Annotated in this window: 17 protein-coding genes, 1 pseudogene and 1 riboswitch; of the genes and pseudogenes, 6 read left to right on the top strand and 12 right to left on the bottom strand. The window is 66.9% G+C overall.

Annotated features, from left to right (window positions below; all coding sequences use genetic code 11):
- Positions 1 to 6 precede the first annotated feature (6 nt).
- Positions 7 to 765 (bottom strand): annotated as a pseudogene (locus AU188_RS01495) (class I SAM-dependent methyltransferase); the annotation flags it as partial.
- A gap of 218 nt (positions 766 to 983) precedes the next feature.
- Here AU188_RS01495 and AU188_RS01490 point away from each other — a divergent pair.
- The 3 genes from AU188_RS01490 to AU188_RS01480 all read left to right on the top strand — a co-directional run bounded on the left by AU188_RS01490 (position 984) and on the right by AU188_RS01480 (position 3,809).
- Entirely contained in the window at positions 984 to 1,880 is an 897-nt protein-coding gene (locus tag AU188_RS01490) for a hypothetical protein (protein WP_059161922.1), read from the top strand.
- Between the two features lie 466 nt (positions 1,881 to 2,346).
- Positions 2,347 to 3,021, top strand: coding sequence for a 5,6-dimethylbenzimidazole synthase (gene bluB, locus AU188_RS01485; RefSeq protein ID WP_059161921.1), 675 nt, complete (start codon positions 2,347 to 2,349; stop codon positions 3,019 to 3,021).
- A 32-nt stretch (positions 3,022 to 3,053) separates the two neighbouring features.
- Entirely contained in the window at positions 3,054 to 3,809 is a 756-nt protein-coding gene (locus tag AU188_RS01480) for a LamB/YcsF family protein (protein ID WP_059161920.1), read from the top strand.
- Here the strand turns inward: AU188_RS01480 and AU188_RS01475 are convergent.
- The 7 genes from AU188_RS01475 to rpmB all read right to left on the bottom strand — a co-directional run bounded on the left by AU188_RS01475 (position 3,802) and on the right by rpmB (position 8,180).
- Positions 3,802 to 4,461 (bottom strand): (2Fe-2S)-binding protein, encoded by a 660-nt coding sequence (locus AU188_RS01475; protein ID WP_059162260.1) that lies wholly within the window; start codon positions 4,459 to 4,461, stop codon positions 3,802 to 3,804. The two genes, AU188_RS01480 and AU188_RS01475, sit on opposite strands and share 8 nt — an antisense overlap.
- Positions 4,458 to 5,237 (bottom strand): ABC transporter ATP-binding protein, encoded by a 780-nt coding sequence (locus AU188_RS01470; protein ID WP_059161919.1) that lies wholly within the window; start codon positions 5,235 to 5,237, stop codon positions 4,458 to 4,460. The genes AU188_RS01475 and AU188_RS01470 overlap by 4 nt, the downstream gene beginning before the upstream one ends.
- Positions 5,234 to 6,304 (bottom strand): FecCD family ABC transporter permease, encoded by a 1,071-nt coding sequence (locus AU188_RS01465; protein WP_059161918.1) that lies wholly within the window; start codon positions 6,302 to 6,304, stop codon positions 5,234 to 5,236. Before AU188_RS01465 ends, AU188_RS01470 begins: the two co-directional genes overlap by 4 nt.
- Positions 6,301 to 7,281: an ABC transporter substrate-binding protein gene (locus AU188_RS01460; RefSeq protein WP_059161917.1), complete on the bottom strand. Its 981-nt coding sequence runs from the start codon at positions 7,279 to 7,281 to the stop codon at positions 6,301 to 6,303. Before AU188_RS01460 ends, AU188_RS01465 begins: the two co-directional genes overlap by 4 nt.
- A gap of 89 nt (positions 7,282 to 7,370) precedes the next feature.
- Positions 7,371 to 7,493: riboswitch (cobalamin riboswitch) on the bottom strand.
- A 26-nt stretch (positions 7,494 to 7,519) separates the two neighbouring features.
- A complete protein-coding gene (locus AU188_RS01455) occupies positions 7,520 to 7,780 on the bottom strand; it encodes a WhiB family transcriptional regulator (RefSeq protein ID WP_059161916.1) in 261 nt (86 codons plus the stop codon).
- Complete coding sequence (rpmG, locus tag AU188_RS01450; protein WP_059161915.1) at positions 7,780 to 7,944, bottom strand: 50S ribosomal protein L33; 165 nt, start codon at positions 7,942 to 7,944, stop codon at positions 7,780 to 7,782. Before rpmG ends, AU188_RS01455 begins: the two co-directional genes overlap by 1 nt.
- Entirely contained in the window at positions 7,944 to 8,180 is a 237-nt protein-coding gene (gene rpmB, locus AU188_RS01445) for a 50S ribosomal protein L28 (RefSeq protein WP_059161914.1), read from the bottom strand. The genes rpmG and rpmB overlap by 1 nt, the downstream gene beginning before the upstream one ends.
- Before the next feature lie 61 nt (positions 8,181 to 8,241).
- On the opposite strand from rpmB, the gene mrf reads away from it, so the two are divergent.
- Complete coding sequence (gene mrf, locus AU188_RS01440; protein ID WP_059161913.1) at positions 8,242 to 9,429, top strand: ribosome hibernation factor-recruiting GTPase MRF; 1,188 nt, start codon at positions 8,242 to 8,244, stop codon at positions 9,427 to 9,429.
- A gap of 10 nt (positions 9,430 to 9,439) precedes the next feature.
- Complete coding sequence (locus tag AU188_RS01435) at positions 9,440 to 10,360, top strand: MBL fold metallo-hydrolase (protein WP_059161912.1); 921 nt, start codon at positions 9,440 to 9,442, stop codon at positions 10,358 to 10,360.
- A 72-nt stretch (positions 10,361 to 10,432) separates the two neighbouring features.
- On the opposite strand, the gene rlmB is transcribed toward AU188_RS01435, so the two are convergent.
- The 4 genes from rlmB to carD are packed head-to-tail and all read right to left on the bottom strand — an operon-like array spanning position 10,433 to position 13,818.
- A complete protein-coding gene (gene rlmB, locus AU188_RS01430; RefSeq protein WP_059161911.1) occupies positions 10,433 to 11,380 on the bottom strand; it encodes a 23S rRNA (guanosine(2251)-2'-O)-methyltransferase RlmB in 948 nt (315 codons plus the stop codon).
- Positions 11,381 to 12,781: a cysteine--tRNA ligase gene (gene cysS, locus AU188_RS01425; protein WP_059161910.1), complete on the bottom strand. Its 1,401-nt coding sequence runs from the start codon at positions 12,779 to 12,781 to the stop codon at positions 11,381 to 11,383.
- A 45-nt stretch (positions 12,782 to 12,826) separates the two neighbouring features.
- The gene (gene ispF, locus AU188_RS01420) at positions 12,827 to 13,312 is read right to left on the bottom strand and encodes a 2-C-methyl-D-erythritol 2,4-cyclodiphosphate synthase (RefSeq protein WP_059161909.1); all 486 of its coding nucleotides are present in this window, start codon (positions 13,310 to 13,312) and stop codon (positions 12,827 to 12,829) included.
- Positions 13,313 to 13,329: 17 nt separating this feature from the next.
- Positions 13,330 to 13,818 (bottom strand): RNA polymerase-binding transcription factor CarD, encoded by a 489-nt coding sequence (carD, locus tag AU188_RS01415; protein WP_003888533.1) that lies wholly within the window; start codon positions 13,816 to 13,818, stop codon positions 13,330 to 13,332.
- Positions 13,819 to 14,158: 340 nt separating this feature from the next.
- Between carD and AU188_RS01410 the strand changes: the two genes are divergently transcribed.
- On the top strand, positions 14,159 to 14,725 hold the full coding sequence (locus tag AU188_RS01410; protein WP_059161908.1) for a copper chaperone PCu(A)C domain-containing protein: 567 nt from the start codon (positions 14,159 to 14,161) through the stop codon (positions 14,723 to 14,725).
- The last annotated feature ends 67 nt before the right edge of the window (positions 14,726 to 14,792 follow it).

The following is a 14,792-nucleotide window of genomic DNA, read 5'->3' as shown; positions in this document are numbered from 1 at the left end:
AGTCGCCTACATGGGTTCCGCGGCGATCACGTAATCGTTGCCGTGTCTCAAACCGTCTTGGCGTTCTTCGAGTTCGAGCGCCCGGGCGCGGAGTTCTTCGACGTAGTCGCGCATGGTCGAGCCGAGGTCCTTAGACGGAAAACGTTCGAGCCGCGTGAGACACATGTTGAGCTGACTGTCGATGTAGCGGGCCCGATACCGGATGGGAAACCGCCGCGCTTCGAGCATGCGAAAGCCGGCCGTGCCGAGCCGCCGCTGCATCCAGTCCAGCGGAAATTCCCGGTAGGGTCGCTCGCCGGCAAGCAATAGACAGGCGTCCCGCACGCGACCGATCTCCCAGATGACTCTGCCGCTTTCGGTGGTCGGTTCGAATTGGACGTAGGGTTCCAAGCCGATGACGTAGAGGCGGCCACCATCGGCAACCAGCGGTCGCAGCCGTTCGAACACTCGATCCTGCCAGTAGGGCGCGAAACCTTCGATTGCGCCGACGAGGTAGTCGACCAGCACGGTGTCGAAGGTTTCTCCGGTGAGCAGACTGTCATCGATCCAATTGCCGACGAGCAACCGATCCTGCGGCCGCACCGACGATCCCAAGGCGTCGCGGGTCTTGTCTGCCATGCCGCGGGCGGCAGTGACCGCCGTCCAGCGCTCGGTGGGCAATGTCAGGATCCACTCGAGTGAGTTCACTCCGGTCCCCGCGTCGAGAAAACTCCCCCACGCCCGATCGCCATGCAACTCTTCGATATAGCGAAACAACGATGAGATAACCGGTTTTCCGTCCATGCGGGTCACCGGCGCCGTTTGCGTAGGAGATTCCAGCTGTCCGCAACGGCACGCGGCGTTCCGAGGAGCCAGCGGCCGGCCAGGGCCAAAGCGGCAAGGAGTGCCGCAAGCCCCGTCCACATCATGGGTGAGGTCCACGCGGCGGGCTCAACCGAAGGCGGCGCACCGGCATCGGCGTCCACCACTTCGGGGTTGCCCTGATGGCCGACGTGATCGTGGCTGTGATCGTGGCCTTCGTGGTCATGTTCGTGGCCTTCGTGGTCATGTTCGTGGTCGTGATCGTTGCCTTCGTGGTCGTGATCGTGGACGTGGTCCTGGCCGAGCTCGTGATTGTGGTCGTGAATCAGCTCATCGGCGTCGTCGTCGGAATGGCTGTGGCCGTGGTCATCTGGCTCGTGAGCGTGATCGTGTTCTTCGTCGATGTGACTGTGCGCGTGCCCCGCGCTGTGGGTGTGTCCGTGCTCCTGTCCGGCGCCACTGCGGCTGTGGTCGTGACCGTCTCTGTCGCCGCCGCCGTGGCTGTGGCCGTGACCGCCTCCACCGCCGCCACCACCACCGTGGCTGTGGTCGTGGCCATCGTCGCCGCCGCCACCATGATCATGGTCGTGGCCATCGTCGCCGCCGCCACCATGATCATGATCCTGGCCGTCATCGTCGCCACCACCGTGATCATGATCGTGGCCGTCATCGTCGCCACCACCGTGATCATGATGGTGACCGTCATCGTCGCCACCACCATGATCATGATCGTGACCGTCATCGCCGCCACCGTGATCGTGATCGTGACCGTCATCGTCGCCACCACCATGATCATGATCGTGGCCGTCATCGTCGCCGCCACCATGATCATGTTCGTGATCGTGATCATCACCGAGCTGCGGATCGTCGCTCTCGGTTCTGCGCGATGCGCCGCTTCGGTCGGCGGCAACATCAGTCGCCGCGTCACCGTCCCTCCCGGAGCCGACAGTCACCTTGGGTTTGGTGCTGTCGCCGCGCACATGCGCAGCGGCACCTGGGGATTGGTCATCATCACGGCCGGAGCCGACAGTCACCTTGGGCTTCTTGTGGTCGCCGCGCGCAGGGGCGCCCGGCGGTGAATCACTGTTTCGACCGGAGCCGACGCTCACCTTCGGGTCGTTGGATCCACGGTCGTCGGAACCCGAGACGCCGGAGTGGTCGCTGACATCCGAGGGGCTCAAGGGACGCTCATGACTGACCAGGTCTACCGCCGGCTGCTCAGCGGATTCTGCTCGCAAAGAGCAAACCGCGATGGACGGGTCAGTGGTACGTGCATGCGAGACGCTGTCTGTGTAGGCAGCAATCAACGCCGCCGACGGAACCACCCATACCCAACGCATGTTTCTCTGCACGTAGCCGACCTCGAACTTTCTTGGTTCTCAACAGATAGGCGCTCACGTTAACGATAATGAACATCATTTTCAATAGTTGGACGGCGTGCTGCTCAGCCGGACCGGTTGCCGATCACCGCGAAGCGGCGGTAGTGCTCTGAGCCGAAACCTCTTGCGTCCCTGGTGTGACAGTGACTCCGCCTAGGCTGACCGCGTGACAGAGCATGCCTTCAGCCCCGCCGAGCGGCGCGCCGTCTACCGGGCGATCACCGAGCGACGCGATATACGCCGCTTCGTCCCCGGTGCAACGGTGCCCGAAGACATGCTCGCCAGGCTCCTGGAGGCCGCTCACACCGCGCCGAGCGTCGGGCTCATGCAACCGTGGCGGTTCATCCGGATCACGGACACCGACTTGCGGCGCGAGATTCACCGCTTGGTCGACCAGGAGCGGCTACGCACGGCGGAGGCGCTCGGGACCCGCGGCGACGAGTTCCTGGCGCTCAAGGTGGAGGGGATTCTCGAGTGCGCCGAGTTGTTTGTGGTGGCGCTCGCCGACGGTAGGGCGTCACACGTGTTCGGCCGTCGCACGCTTCCCCAGATGGACCTCGCGTCGGTGTCGTGTGCCTTGCAGAACATGTGGCTTGCCGCCCGAGCCGAAGGCCTTGGCATGGGCTGGGTCTCAATTTTCGAACCACGCGATCTCGGCGCGCTGCTGAATATGCCCGATGACGCCGAACCCGTCGCCGTCATCTGCCTTGGACCAGTCCCGGAGTTCCCTGAGCGCCCCACCCTCGAGCTCGAGAGGTGGACGTTCGCACGGCCACTCACCGAATTCGTATCGGAGAACTCCTGGCACGATTCACCGCCTCGCCGTGCAGAACTCACCTGATTCCGGGTGCCCGCGAGCCTAAGCTCTGTTGAATGAGGATCGACCTCAACGCCGACCTCGGCGAGGGCTTCGGAGTGTGGCGCCTCGGCGACGACGAGGCCATGCTCGACACCGTCACCAGTGCCAATGTGGCATGCGGCTTCCATGCCGGTGATCCCGCCCTGCTGCTGCGGACGTGCCGCGCCGCGGCCGAACGCGGCGTGCGCATCGGCGCGCAGGTGAGCTATCGGGATCTCGCCGGGTTCGGCCGTCGTTTCATCGACGTGCCGCCCGATGAGCTGACGGCCGAGGTGATCTATCAGATCGGAGCACTGCAAGCGCTTGCCGAAGTTGCCGGATCAACCGTCAGCTACGTCAAACCCCATGGGGCGCTGTACAACGCGATCGCCTCCAACCGGGACCAGGCGCACGCGGTCGCCGCGGCAGTGCACGCCGTCGACGGGACGCTGCCGGTGCTCGGGCTCGCGGGCTCGGCATTCTTCCGCGAAGCCGAACAGCTCGGGATGCAGACAGTGCCCGAGGCATTCGCCGACCGGTCCTATCGCCCGGACGGTCAACTGGTGTCGCGGCGTGAGCGCAACGCGGTGCTGCACGACACGGCGGAGATCGCCGACCGGGTCGCCTCGATGGTGAGCGCGGGCAGGGTCGCCGCTGTCGACGGGTCGACAATTCCGATCGCTGTCAAATCGATTTGTGTGCACGGTGATTCGCCTGGTGCCGTGCAGATTGCGACGGCGGTGCGGGAACGGCTGCTGGCCGAGGGCGTCGAGATCGGCCCCTTCAGCTGAGTCGTCGTAGCGCACAGTCCGAACACTTCGCACCGTCACTGACGCGGTAGTACAGGCAGCAACTACGGCGGCGAAAAGCCAAGTTGTGTTTGACCGTTCCGCATCCCGCGAGGCGTCCCGTCTCCAACAACGACCGAGCCAGGCGGGTGGCGTCGCCGCGGAGCTGCGGCCGGACGGAATACAACGCGCGCGTCGCGGCGACCAACGCGGACGCAATGTTGCCGTAGAGCAGCGGGGGCGCGACCTTGACACGCAGTCCGTCGGCGAGCCGCTCCAAGTGCTCTTCGACGACGATGCGGTAGAGCGCGTTCGGCAGTTGCCCGTCAGACCGCGAGCCTTCGGGCACAGGGATCCTCAGCGCCGCGCTGTCATCGGCGCGCTGTAAGCCGCTGAGGTCCGGTACCACGCCGTACGCGACGGCACAGGCGAGAACGGGCGACCACAACCTCGAGGCGTGGCTCATCTGGACGAGCGACGCGCTGACACGACGGTCGGTCGTGCCATATCTGCGGGTCGTCGCATCTATCAGGTCCGCGTAGCCGTCGGCATAACACTCCTGGACCGGGCGCCAGCCTCGATCATCGCCCCCGACCGCGATTGCGAAGAATCCGCCGTGCCGTGCGACCTCGGACAGTTCCGTGCTGATCCTCACCATGCCTGCACCTTCGGTGTCACGTTGACCCGCAGCAGGTTGGCGTCATCGATGTCGATGCGGGCGTCGACGCGGTAGACATCCGCCAGCATTTCGACGGTCAGGACCTCCGCGGGGGTACCGATCGCAACGACTCTGCCGTGATCCAGGGCGCAGATCCGGTCACAGTATGCCGCAGCGAGATTGAGGTCGTGCAACGCGGCGATGACAGTGGCACCCGTCGTCCGTAGCAGGTGCAACGCATCATGCTGGTGGCGCAGGTCGAGGTGGTTGGTCGGCTCGTCCAGCACAATCGTGTCGGTGCGTTGTGCCAGCGCCCGCGCGATCAACACACGTTGCTTCTGTCCGCCCGAAAGTTGGTCGAACCGTTCGTGGGCCGACACCGAGATGTCCACGGCGTCAAGCGCCTCGGCGATGATCCGACGGTCGTCGACGTTGTCGCCCTCGAACGCGCGCTTGTACGGCGCCCGCCCCATGGCGACCACGTCGAACACGGTGAGCTCGAAATCGCCAGCAGTGTCCTGAAGTACCGCCGCCAACCGTCGTGCCGCACGCTTGGCCGGCATCCGCCAGACGTCTTCGCCGTCGATCAACACGCGGCCCGACGTCGGTCGTTGGGCACGGTAAAGCGTGCGCAGCAGCGTCGTCTTGCCTGCACCGTTCGGCCCCACGATGCCCACCATCTCGCCGGCGCCGACATGCAGGGAAACGTTGCTGACCAAGGCTTTACGCCCCGCCGTCACGGTGATGTCATCGATGTGAATCCGACCGGTCATGCCGGCGCCTTGCGTCGCATCAACCAGAGGAAGTATGGGCCGCCGACGAGTGCGGTGAGTATTCCGACCGGCAACTCCTCCGGCGCGGCGACCGTGCGCGCGGTGATGTCGCACACGATGAGGAACGAGGCGCCGAGCAGCACGGCCGCGGGCAATGCGCGACGGTGGTCGGCGCCGACGAGCATGCGCACGATGTGCGGCATGATCAAGCCGACGAAGCCGATCGCACCGCTGACAGCGACCATCGCGCCCACCATCAACGCGACGACGACGAACGTCGCTGCGCGGAACCGGTGCACGTCCAGACCCAGCGCGGTCGCGGCCTCTTCACCGCTGTACAGCAGGTTCAACGACCGGGTCACCGCCAACAGCGCCGCCACACCGATTGTCACAACGATCGCCGGTATCCACACCATCGTCCAGGTCGCCCCTCCCAGACCGCCGAGCATCCAGCGCACCGCGGACTGGGCCTTGTGTGGGTCGTCGGATGTGACGATCAGCAGACTCGAAGCCGCCGAGAGCACCTCGGCGACCGCGACCCCGGCGAGTATCAACCGCATCGTCGTCATCCGGCCGCCCGTCCGGGCCAGGAAGTAGACCGCGACCAGCGCGGCCAACGCTCCCACGAACGCGGCCAGCGGCAGCACCAACAGCCCGACCCCCGCGCCGGCCACCAACACCGAGACTGCTCCCACCGAGGCGCCCGACGAGACACCCAGCAGCATCGGGTCGGCCAACGGATTGCGCACCACCGCCTGCAACGCCATCCCGCATGTCGCCAAGCCTGCGCCAACCACCGCCGCCAGCACGACCCTGGGCAACCGCGCATCGAGCACGATCGAGGCACGCGTCGGCGGCCATGTCGCGTCCGCCAACACCGGATTGAGTTCGTGCAGCAGGATTCGCCACACCTGCCCCGGAGGAATCGCCACCGACCCGATGGTGACGCCTGCGGTCATGCACGCCAACAGCAACACCACGAGCAGCGTGACCGCGACGCTGTATGGAAGGCCTCGACGAACCGGCGGTACCGCTGAGGCCGGTCGGTCCAGGATGGCCGACGTCATCCGGTTCGGCCCGGGTGTAGCTGTTCGGCAAGCGATTTCACCGCGCGCCCGACACGGACACCAGCGGTGATCGACGACAGCGGCAGCACCGCGAAGCGCTGGTCACGAATCGCCGGCACTCGCTGCAGCACCGGATTCTCGAGCAGAAACCTCTTCTTCTGCTCAACCGACCGGTCGCCATAGTCGTAGATCAGGATGACGTCCGGCGCCCGCTCGGCGAATTGTTCGAATGACACGTCGGCCCACACCTTCGGTATGTCGGCGAACAGGTTCCGCCCGCCCGCCGACTCGATGATCTGGTTGCCGATACCTTCTCCGCCGGAGGTGAACACCGTCGCCTCGCCGCTGTCATAGACCGCGACGTCAATCGGCGCGACACCGTGGATTTGCTCACCACTGTCCTGCAGGGTGCGGCGTTGACGTTCGATTTCCTGTTCGGCTCGCTCCCTGACGCCGAATATCTCGCCCAGCGTTCGGATCTCGTCGTCCACCGCTGAGACCGTCATCGGCCCCGGGGTGCAGTTCTCGGTGTTGAGATGCGTGTCGACGCCCACCTCGATCAGTCGTTCTCGTCCGCGCCCTTCCTTCTCGTCGAATGCGCTTGCCCATCCTCCGTAGACGAAGTCGGGCTCGGCGGCAAGCAGCGTCTCGAACGACGGGTACTCCTCGGCGATCACCGGTATCGAGTCGTAGGCATCTTGGTACTCCGGCAGGATCTGGTCGTCCAGGAATGCGGTCGCGACCATGGATCCCTCCAGCCCCAGCGCCAACATCGTCTCGATCGCGTGCTGATTCAGCGCGACAGCCCGCCGCGGCGGACGCTCGTATGTCGTGGTGATGCCGCAGTTGGTCACGGTGACGGGAAAGCCAGCCAAGCCTTCGTCTGCCGCGGTGTCCGATGGTGGTGCCGGTGTACCGCATCCCGCGGTAAGCAGTGCCGAGATCGCCGCTGTGGCAAGGTATCGACGCGCCGCCATTGTCCGTGCCTCCCGTCATGGGCGGATGCGACGGGAAGCGCGCTCGGTATGCCGAGGCCGTCCTCGCCGGGGAAATCCGCCCCAGTTGTGGTGAGGAGGCGACCGCGAGGAGTATCTGGCTCCCGGCGCGGCGGTAAGACCGCGCCGATCACAGTGGCGGGACCGCGCCGGATTCACACCGGCTTCCTCGGGTCACGGTCGCCTGTCGGCATCGATCCTGCCACACCCCGCGCTCCGATCAACCTGGCGGAGACACGCCGAGCCGCTGCCGCTCCCGCGGCGTCGTCGCGCCCCAGATGCCCCAGGGCTCCACATTCGTCAGGGCATACCGCAGGCAGTCGCGTTGCACGGGACACCGGCGACAGACTTTCTTGGCCTGTTCCTCGCGAATTGCCCGGCGTTGACCGCGCTCGGCATCGGACGCGAAGAAGATCTCGGTCGGCAAGCCGCGGCATCGCGCGTGCAACTGCCAGAGTCGGGTAGCGGCTCCCGTGGCCATCAGCGCTCCTCGCGGAAGTCGACGTGGCGCCGGACCACCGGGTCGTACTTGCGCAACACCAAGCGATCGGGGTCGTTGCGCCGATTCTTGCGCGTGACATACGTATAGCCGGTACCGGCCGTCGACCGCAGTTTGACGACGGGTCGAATATCGGTGCGCGCCATCAGGTTTTCTGCCCTTGCTTGCGTAACCGGGCGACCACGGCCTCGATGCCGTCGCGGTCGATGACCTTGATTCCTTTCGCACTGACTCGCAGTGTGATTCGCCGGCCCTCGGACCGCAGGTAGTACCTCTTGGTCTGGATGTTCGGGTTCCAGCGACGTGGGCTCCGCCGGTGCGAGTGCGATATCGAATTGCCGAAGCCGGGTGCTCGGCCGGTGACCTGACAGTGCGCGGACATGTTCCTCCTCGCCTCGGTACGCTAACGTTAATGACAATCATTTTCAACACAGGGAGGTCGAGTGCGCACTCCAGTGGTGCTGATCTGCGGTCAAGGCGATGCCGACGGTGTCACCGAGGTGCTGGCCGGCGCGTCCGGCACGGTAGTGGTCCGTCACACCTACGACGGTCAGGTGGTGGTGCGCCGCGTGACAACCGGCGGACATACGTCGGAGTGGCCGCTGGAGTTGGTGCGCGGTTGCGTCGCGTGCACGGTGCGCAACGACCTCCTCGTCCTCCTGCGCCGGCTCCATCGGCGTGCGGACGTGAATCGCATTGCGGTGCAACTGATGCCGTGGCTAGAACCGGAGCCGGTCTGCTGGGCGATCGAGAATGTCCGCGTGCGGGTAGGCCCCGGCTACGTCGACGGGCCGGCGGCGCGCGACGTGCGCATCGACGCCGTGGTGACGTGTGTCGACGTCCGCGGCTGGCTGGAGCAGGCCGTCGGCGACGACTACCTCGACGACGGCCGGACGGTGGCACAGGTGGTCGTGGGGCAGGCCGAGTTCGCCGACGCGTTGGTACTCAGCGAACCGCACGCCCAGACGCTGAAGGTGTTGCGGCGGTTGACGCCTCGAGCGCGCCTGACCGTCGGGGCCGGGCGGGTTGAAGTCGCGCTGGACAACCTCGAACCCGACAGCCGGCGCGGCCGCAGCGACAGCCCTCACGATCCGCTGCTCGTGGGGCAACCGTCCCTGGAGGCCGACGGCGACGTCGGCTTGCTGCTCTTCTCTGCGCGTCGCCCGTTTCATCCGCAGCGCCTGCACACCGCGCTCGACGTGCTGCTGGACGGCGTGGTGCGCACTCGGGGCAGGCTGTGGTTGGCCAATCGCTTCGACGACGTCATGTGGCTGGAATCGGCCGGCGGCGGGATGCGGTTCGAGTATGCGGGTCGATGGCTGGCGGCGATGAGTTCCGGGGAACAGGTCTACGCCGACCCACACCGCGTGGCGCTGGCCGCCGCCGACTGGGACGACCGCCTCGGCGACCGGCACGTGTCGATCACCGTGCTCGTGTGCGGTGCGGAGCCCGAGGAGATCGTCGACGCGTTGCGCACCGCCCTGCTGACCGACGAGGAATGGTCGCACCCCGGCGAATGGCCCAGCTACCCAGACCCGTTCGGAGATTGGCATGAGGATCCCTGCGATACCGGCGCGGACGTCGCAAGTGACATGGGCGTCACGTCCTTCGAAGGAGAGGACCGCACCTAAGGTTGGCGCTATGCGCCTCAAGCTGGGCAGGCCGGACCTGACGGACTACGCGGACTACTTCGACGTCCCAATTGCCGCGCCGGACGCCCCGCTGACGGTGACGTGGGCAGGTGTCACCACGCTGCTCGTCGACGACGGCGATTCGGCCGTGCTGACCGACGGTTTCTTCTCCCGGCCCAGCCTCGGCGAAGTCGCGCTCCGGCGGCTCGCGCCATCGGAACCGCGCATCGACGGCTGCCTGACCCGCCTGCGCATCGACCGGTTACAAGCCGTCCTACCGGTTCACACTCACTACGACCACGCGATGGACAGCGCGGTGGTCGCCGAACGGACCGGTGCGAGCATCGTGGGCGGAGAATCGGCTGCCCAGGTGGGCCGCGGCCACGGGCTGCCGGAAGACCGCCTCGTCGTCGTCACCGCCCGAGAGGCCGTCCGGCTCGGCGCCTACGACGTCACGCTCATCGAGGGGGGTCACTGTCCACCCGACCGGTTCCCCGGTGTCATCACCCGACCGGTCGTCCCACCGGTCAAGGCGTCGGCGTACCGATGTGGCGAGGCGTGGTCCACGCTGGTTCACCACCGTCCGTCGGACCGACGCCTGCTGGTGATCGGCAGCGCGGGGTTCGTTCCCGGCGCGCTGACAGGACTGCGCGCCGACGTGGTGTACCTCGGTGTCGGTCAACTCGGGTTACAACCCGAGCGATATCTCGTCGACTACTGGCAGGAGACCGTGCGGGCGGTGCGCGCGCGCCGCGTGGTGCTCATCCACTGGGACGACTTCTTCCGTCCACTGCACGAACCGCTGCGCGCGCTGCCCTACGCCGCCGACGACCTCGATGTTTCGATGCGGGTGTTGTCCCAGTTGGCCCACGAGGACGGCGTCGCGCTGCACCTGCCCACGCTCTGGCAGCCCGCCGATCCGTGGGGCTGATCCTTTTTCCGCGTGCAGTCGCAAATTGGCCCGAAATGCCCTCGAAATAGGGCACTTTGCGACTGCCCGCGCTCAAGAAGGGCGGCGTTGGCGCGCGATCTCGGCGAGCACCACGCCCGCGGCCACCGAAGCGTTCAACGACTCGGTGGGCCCGGCCATCGGGATGGACACCACGGCGTCACAGGTCTCCCGCACCAGCCGCGACAGCCCCTTGCCCTCTGAACCGACCACCACGACGATCGGCCCCGACCCGTCGAGTTCGTCGACGGTGGTGTCCCCGCCGGCGTCCAACCCGACGACCTGTAGGCCGGCGTCGGCCCAACTCTTCAGTGTGCGAGTGAGATTCGTCGCGCGGGCAACCGGCAATCGCGCCGCGGCACCCGCGCTGGTGCGCCACGCCACCGCGGTCACCGATGCCGACCGACGTTGCGGGATCAACACGCCATGGCCGCCGAACGCGGCCACCGATCGCACGATCGCGCCGAGGTTTCGGGGATCCGAGATGTTGTCCAGAGCCACCAGCAGGGCCGGTGCACCGGCCGTTCTCGCCGACGCGAGCAAGTCGTCGGGGTGCGCGTACGAGTAAGGCGGAACCTGAAGCGCCACACCCTGATGCAAGCCGTTGGTGGCGATCCGGTCGAGATCGTGGCGCGGCACCTCGAGAATCGAGATGCCCGCATCGGCCGCGATCTGCACGGCCTCGGTCAGCCGTTCGTCGGCGTCCGCACCCAGCGCGACATACAGCGCCGTGGCCGGCACATCCGCCCGCAGGCACTCCAGCACCGGATTGCGGCCCAGCACTACCTCGGTGTCGTCGGTCTTCTTGCCCTGCCGTCGTCCCTGTGACTTCGCCGCCTTGGCCGCGCGCTTTGCGGCCGGATGGTTCGGGCGCATATGCGCGGGCGGGGTGGCGCCGCGACCTTCGAGCCCCCGTCGCCGCACACCGCCCGACCCGACCGTCGGCCCCTTCTTGGTGCCCGGCTTGCGGACCGCGCCCCTGCGCCGAGAATTGCCCGCCATCTACTTGGTGTACCCGTCGAGCAGCGTCCACTGCGGGCCGTCGGCGGTGTCGGTGACCTCGATGCCCGCTTCCTTGAGGCGGTCCCGAATCGCGTCGGCCTCGGCCCAGTCCCGCCGCGCCCGGGCGTCCTCGCGGCGCTTCACTTCCGCCTGCACCAGCACGTCGACCGCGGCCAACGCGGCCGACGTCTCGTCCTTGGACTCCCAGCGCTCGTCGAGTGGGTCGGCGCCGAGAATGCCCATCATCGCGCGGATCGACATCGCCTGGCCCAACGCGGTCTCGTGGTCGCCGACGTCGAGGGCCCGATTGCCCTCGGCGCGGGCGGCGTGTACCTCGGCCAGCGCGATCGGCACCGCCAGGTCGTCGTCGAGCGCCGCGGCGAACTTCGGCGTCCACTCGCCGGGCACAACCGCACCGACACGGTTGCGCACACGGTGCAGAAAGTCCTCGATCCCCGTGTATGCCCTCGCCGCGTCCTGCAGCGCCGTCTCGGAGAACTCGAGCATCGACCGGTAGTGCGCGCTACCCAGGTAGTACCGCAGTTCGGCGGCCCGAACCCGTTGCAGCACAGCGGGAATCGCGAGCACATTGCCCAGCGACTTGCTCATCTTCTCGCCGCCCATGGTCACCCAGCCGTTGTGCAACCAGTACCGGGCGAACGGGTCGCCGGCGGCCTCGGCCTGGGCTATCTCGTTCTCGTGGTGCGGGAACACCAGGTCCATCCCGCCGGCATGAATGTCGAACTCGGCGCCGAGGTACGCCTCGCACATCGCGACGCATTCGGTGTGCCAGCCCGGCCTGCCGCGGCCCCACGGCGTCGGCCAGGACGGTTCACCGGGCTTGGCGCCCTTCCACAGGGTGAAGTCGCGGTCGTCGCGCTTGCCGGTCGCGACGCCCTCGCCCTGATGCACATCATCGATCCGATGGCCCGACAGCTTCCCGTAGCCCGGCATGGCGAGCACGTCGAAGTACACGTCACCGCCGCTGGCGTAGGCGTGCCCGCTCTCGATCAACCGCTCGATCAACTCGACCATCTGGGTGATGTGACCGGTGGCGCGTGGTTCGGCGGACGGTGGCAGCACGCCGAGCGCGTCATACGCGGCCGAGAACGCGCGCTCGTAGGTGGCGGCCCACTCCCACCACGGCCTGCCCGCATCGGCTGCCTTGTTGAGGATCTTGTCGTCGATGTCGGTGACGTTGCGGATGAACGCGACGTCGTAGCCCTTGGCCAGCAGCCAGCGGCGCAGCACGTCGAATGCGACGCCGCTGCGAACGTGTCCGATGTGTGGCAGCCCCTGCACGGTGGCACCACACAGGTAAACGGAAGCGTGGCCGGGGCGGACCGGGACGAAATCGCGTACAGCACCGGTCATGGTGTCGTACAGCCGCAGTTCGGTCACCCTTGCCGACCGTTCGCTCCACTCACGACCGGCCAGCTTACCGGCCTATTCGGGCTTCACCACCAACGCGGTCGCGATCGCGGCGAGCCCCTCGCCGCGACCGGTCAGGCCAAGCCCGTCGGTGGTGGTCGCGCTCACCGACACGGGGGCGTCGAGCAATCCGGACAGAAGTTCCTGCGCCTCGCCACGCCGCGGGCCGACCTTGGGTCGATTGCCGATGACCTGGACAGCCGCGTTGCCGATCTGGAAACCCTGTCCAGAGACCAACTGCCGGACGTGACGCAACATGTCCGCGCCGCTGGCGTCCCGCCACTCGGCACGGCCGGTGCCGAAGACTTCGCCGAGATCGCCGAGGCCGGCCGCCGACAGAAGCGCATCGCACAGGGCGTGCGCCGCCACATCGCCATCGGAATGACCGGCGCAGCCGTCGGCGTCATCGAACAGCAGGCACAACAACCAGCACGGCCGCCCGACCTGGATGGGGTGCACGTCGGTGCCGAGCCCGACCCGGGGCAGGCCCGCCGCCGACATCAGCGAGTACGCAGCCTTCAGGAGGCGGCGGCGAGTGCCTCGTCGAGAATGGTCGCGGCCTTCTCGTCGTCGGTGTTCTCGGCAAGCGCGAGCTCACCCACCAGGATCTGCCGGGCCTTGGCCAGCATCCGCTTCTCCCCCGCAGACAGGCCACGCTCCTGATCGCGTCGCCACAAGTCGCGGACGACTTCGGCGACCTTGTTCACGTCACCTGAAGCCAACTTCTCGAGATTGGCCTTGTACCGCCGCGACCAGTTGGTCGGCTCCTCGGTATGGGGGGCGCGGAGCACCTGGAAAACCTTGTCCAGGCCCTCCTGTCCGACGACGTCGCGCACCCCGACATACTCTGCGTTCTCGGCGGGCACTCGAACCGTGAGGTCGCCTTGGGCGACCTTCAAGACGAGGTATTCCTTTTGCTCGCCTTTGATGGTCCGGGTTTCGATCGCTTCGATCAACGCAGCACCGTGGTGGGGATAAACAACGGTGTCTCCGACCTTGAAAATCATCAGTTTCGAGCCCCTTTCACACACCAATGCTAGCACGGGGCCCAGCCGGGGGTGCACCAACGGTGCAGGTCAGGGGCACCTCAGGAGAACGCCAGGGGTTGACACGACGGCGAATCCATGCATGGCTCGGGGGTCTGATCGGTGTCTCTTCGGCGCCCCGGCGGTAGCCCTCGCAGAGCCCTGAACACGCAGTTACCGATCTTGGCGGGTGGCTGTGGCGAGAGTTCGGGCAGCCCACTCGGCCCTCAGCTACCGCCTGCTGCGAGCACCTACTACTGTGCATAGTCGAATCCCCGCGGCCGATCGCATCGGTCGCTCGACGGTCGAGCAGGAGGCAAGAGTGGACCGCTTCAAACTGGCCGCCTGTGGGCTGGCCGCCGCCGTCGCGCTCGTTGGCTGCAGTTCCGGTCAGGTTTCGCAGATGACGTTGCAGGAGCCGGCCGTCAACGGCACCAGCGCCGACCTCGGCGCGATCGCGTTGCGCAACGTGCACCTGCGGGCAGAGCAAGTGAGCGATTACGTGCAGCCGGGCAAAGAGGTCGAGCTGATCTTCCAGGCGTCCAACGCCTCGCCCGACGAGGCGGACAAGCTGGTGTCGGTCACCTCCGACGTCGGCACGGTGACACTGACCGGTGACACCACGCTGCCGGCCGGCGGCGCGCTCACCGTCGGGGCGCCCGACGGGCAGATCACCCCGTTGGAGAGTGTCGAGGCGGCAGAAGCCGCCGAGGCGAAGGTGACGTTGTCCAAGCCGATCACCAACGGGCTGACGTACGACTTCACGTTCAAGTTCCAGAAGGCCGGCGAAACCACCGTGCCGGTGCCGATCTCGGCGGGCGAGGCGCCGCGACGCGGGGACGCCGCCGAAGCGGGCGGCACCGCCGGCGGACACGGCGGCGGGCACTGAGCGAAGTCGGCGACACGACGGCTCAGCACTGAGTTTCTGTCGGTTTCTGTCGGAGGCGGCGGTTACC

Source organism: Mycobacterium sp. IS-3022, from assembly GCF_001500065.1.
Lineage (GTDB): Bacteria > Actinomycetota > Actinomycetes > Mycobacteriales > Mycobacteriaceae > Mycobacterium.
The sequence above is the reverse complement of the archived record's forward strand: the minus strand, read 5'-3'. Positions and strand labels throughout refer to the sequence as shown.